This window comes from Mesorhizobium sp. M7A.F.Ca.US.007.01.2.1, from assembly GCF_003998165.1.
Lineage (GTDB): Bacteria > Pseudomonadota > Alphaproteobacteria > Rhizobiales > Rhizobiaceae > Mesorhizobium > Mesorhizobium ciceri.
The window spans coordinates 1-755 of the sequence record NZ_RZQP01000508.1 but is presented as its reverse complement, the minus strand read 5'-3'; the positions used below and the strand labels follow the sequence as shown (position 1 = coordinate 755).

General features: G+C 62.6%; 1 protein-coding gene. It reads left to right on the top strand.

Going from position 1 to position 755, the window contains the following annotated elements:
• The coding region (locus tag EN949_RS35500; RefSeq protein WP_127371993.1) for an alcohol dehydrogenase catalytic domain-containing protein at positions 1-755 on the top strand (755 nt) is incomplete at both ends.

Here is a 755-nt window from a genome sequence, read left to right as displayed (position 1 = left end):
ATGAAAACCCGCGCCGCTGTCGCTGTTGCCGCCGGAAAGCCGCTGGAGATCATGGAGGTCGACCTCGAGGGCCCGCGCGAGGGCGAAGTGCTGGTCGAGATCAAGGCGACAGGCATTTGCCACACCGACGAATTCACACTGTCGGGCGCCGATCCGGAAGGTCTGTTTCCGGCCATCCTCGGCCATGAGGGTGCCGGCGTCGTCGTCGATGTCGGCAAGGGTGTCACCTCGCTCAAGAAGGGCGACCACGTCATCCCGCTCTATACGCCCGAATGCCGCCAGTGCCCGTCCTGCCTGTCGAGAAAGACGAACCTCTGCACGGCGATCCGCGCCACGCAGGGCCAGGGCCTCATGCCCGATGGTTCATCGCGCTTCTCGATCGGCAAGGACAAGATCTTTCACTATATGGGCTGCTCGACCTTCTCCAACTTCACCGTGCTGCCCGAGATCGCACTGGCCAAGGTCAACCCCGACGCGCCCTTCGACAAGATCTGCTACATCGGCTGCGGCGTCACCACCGGCATCGGTGCCGTGATCAACACCGCCAAGGTCGAGATCGGCGCCACCGCGGTCGTCTTCGGCCTCGGCGGCATCGGCCTCAATGTCATCCAGGGCCTGAAACTTGCCGGCGCCGACATGATCATCGGCGTCGATTTGAACAACGACAAGAAGGAGTGGGGCGAGCGGTTCGGCATGACGCATTTCGTCAATCCGAAGGAGATCGACGGCGATGTCGTGCCCTACCTCGTCAACAT